Source organism: uncultured Senegalimassilia sp., assembly GCF_934636665.1.
Lineage (GTDB): Bacteria > Actinomycetota > Coriobacteriia > Coriobacteriales > Eggerthellaceae > Senegalimassilia.
This window is the reverse complement of sequence record NZ_CAKUAT010000037.1, coordinates 1-1,939: the sequence shown is the minus strand read 5'-3', so window position 1 is coordinate 1,939 and position 1,939 is coordinate 1. Positions and strand designations below refer to the sequence as shown.

The window sequence follows — 1,939 nt, the reverse complement described above, 5'->3', positions numbered from 1 at the left end:
TGAGAAAATGCGAGCCAGATAGCAGTGCCCATCGCTCGATGCCTATGACGGAAGGCTTCCGGCCAAAAGGTACTTGCGCCAATCGGGACCGTGCGGGGGTGACCGCCGGCCGTGCGCGTTCGCTCGAGGCTGCTCGAGGGGATGTTCGGAACCGTCCACCGCAGGTTCTCAGGTCCACCTGCTTGCTGTGGGATGGATGAGGCTCCTACTCGCCCTGTCATCGCATTTACTCGTTGGCGGCTACTATACAGGAATATTGCTGCCAGCGGTAGAAAAAGTTTGGTAAAAGGCAGGAAATACTCTAGACGGCTATAGTTTGCAGGAAAAAATAATGCCCCCGTGATCTTGGACGATCGCGGGGGCATGCGTTTTGATGTGCGTAGCGGGAGCGGCGAGTTTGTTTACAGCTGGGTCTGAACGATCTGCGGAGTGAAGCCGGCTTCGGCGAGCGCCTCGACGATCTGCCGCTTGTGCTCCTCGCCATACGCCTCGATGGTCACGCGCAGTTCCACCGCGGCGTTGCGGTTGGTGGTCACGAACTGGTTGTGATCGAGCTTGATGACGTTGCCGTTCTGCTCGGCGATGGCGCTTGCCACCTTGAGGAGCATACCGGGGCGATCGGGCAGCATCGTGGAGACGGTGAAGATGCGCCCGCGCTGGATCAGGCCGTGCTGCACGACGCTCGCCATGGTGATGACGTCCATGTTGCCGCCGGAGAGGATGGAGACCACGCGCTTGTTCTCGGCGGGCAGGTGCTTGAGCGCCGCCACGGTAAGCAAGCCGGAGTTCTCCACGATCATCTTGTGGTTCTCCACCATGTCGAGGAAGCAGCCGATAAGCTCCTCGTCGGGGATGCGAATCACGTCGTCGAGGTTTTTCTGCAGATAGGGGAAGACCTTGTCGCCCACCTCGAGCACAGCGGTGCCGTCGGCGATGGTGTTGGCATGGTCAAGCTTGACAGTGTGGCCGGCCTCGAGTGCGCGCGTAAGGCTGGGCGCACCCTCGGGCTCCACGCCGATCACGCGGATCTTGGGGTTGTAGAGCTTGGCAAAGGTCGAGACGCCGCAGGACAGGCCGCCGCCGCCCACGGGAACCAAGATGGTGTCGACCAACGGCAGCTCCTGGATGATCTCCATGGCGATGGTGCCCTGACCGGTAGCGACGGTCTCGTCGTTAAAGGGCGGGATATAGGTGAGGCCCTCGCGCTCGGCAAGCTCGATAGCATGTGCCTGTGCCTCGTCGAACACATCGCCAAAGAGCACGACCTCGGCGCCGTAGCCCTTGGTGCGCTCGACCTTGATGAGCGGCGTGGTGGTGGGCATTACGACCACGGAGCGTGCGCCCGCGTGCGTGGCGGCGTAGGCCACGCCCTGTGCGTGGTTGCCGGCGCTTGCGGTGATGACGCCGCGGTCCAGCTCCTCCTGGCTGAGCTTGGAGATCTTGTAGTAGGCGCCGCGCAGCTTGTAGGCACCCGTGCGCTGCATGTTCTCGGGCTTGAGCCATACGCGATTGCCGCATTGCGCGGAAAGCGAGGGGCTCTCCACCAGTTTGGTCTCCTGGGTGACCTCCTTGACCTTTGCGGAGGCCTCCTCGAACGCCTCGAGGGTGAGCATGTCTGCCATATACACTTCCTTTTGATTTTTGCGCGTGCGCCGCCGGTGATTTGCCTATAGTAAGGCAATCGGCTTTTCAATTTGGCGAGCTTTACGCAAAAAGGGAGTGTTCATTTATGGAAGAGGCGCGTTTCGATGCGAGTTCGGCCCCAGTGCCGCCGCTGTTCCGTATTCATGATGCGGATGTAGTGCGTGCGGGCAAGACCATTTTGCGCGTGGACGATTTTAGCCTGGCAGAAGGTGAGCACGTGGCGCTGCTCGGGCCTAACGGCGCGGGCAAATCGACCTTTATTCAGCTGCTCACGCGTGAAGTATTTCCGCTGTAT

The 1,939-nt window shown here is 60.8% G+C and carries 2 protein-coding genes; one reads left to right on the top strand and one right to left on the bottom strand.

The genetic code is table 11. The annotated features are described in order from the left end of the window. Window positions 1-401: 401 nt before the first annotated feature. Window positions 402-1,622, bottom strand: a complete 1,221-nt coding sequence (gene ilvA, locus Q0G75_RS09320) for a threonine ammonia-lyase (RefSeq protein ID WP_294417995.1) — start codon at window positions 1,620-1,622, stop codon at window positions 402-404. A 107-nt stretch (window positions 1,623-1,729) separates the two neighbouring features. Between ilvA and Q0G75_RS09315 the strand changes: the two genes are divergently transcribed. Beyond that, window positions 1,730-1,939 (top strand): ABC transporter ATP-binding protein (locus tag Q0G75_RS09315; RefSeq protein ID WP_294417994.1); only part of this gene is annotated, 210 nt, incomplete at its 3' end.

Bases quoted from the DNA above. Each gene is read 5' to 3' on its own strand.
- ilvA (WP_294417995.1), bottom strand. From the start codon at position 1,622: ATGGCAGACATGCTCACCCTCGAGGCGTTCGAGGAGGCCTCCGCAAAG.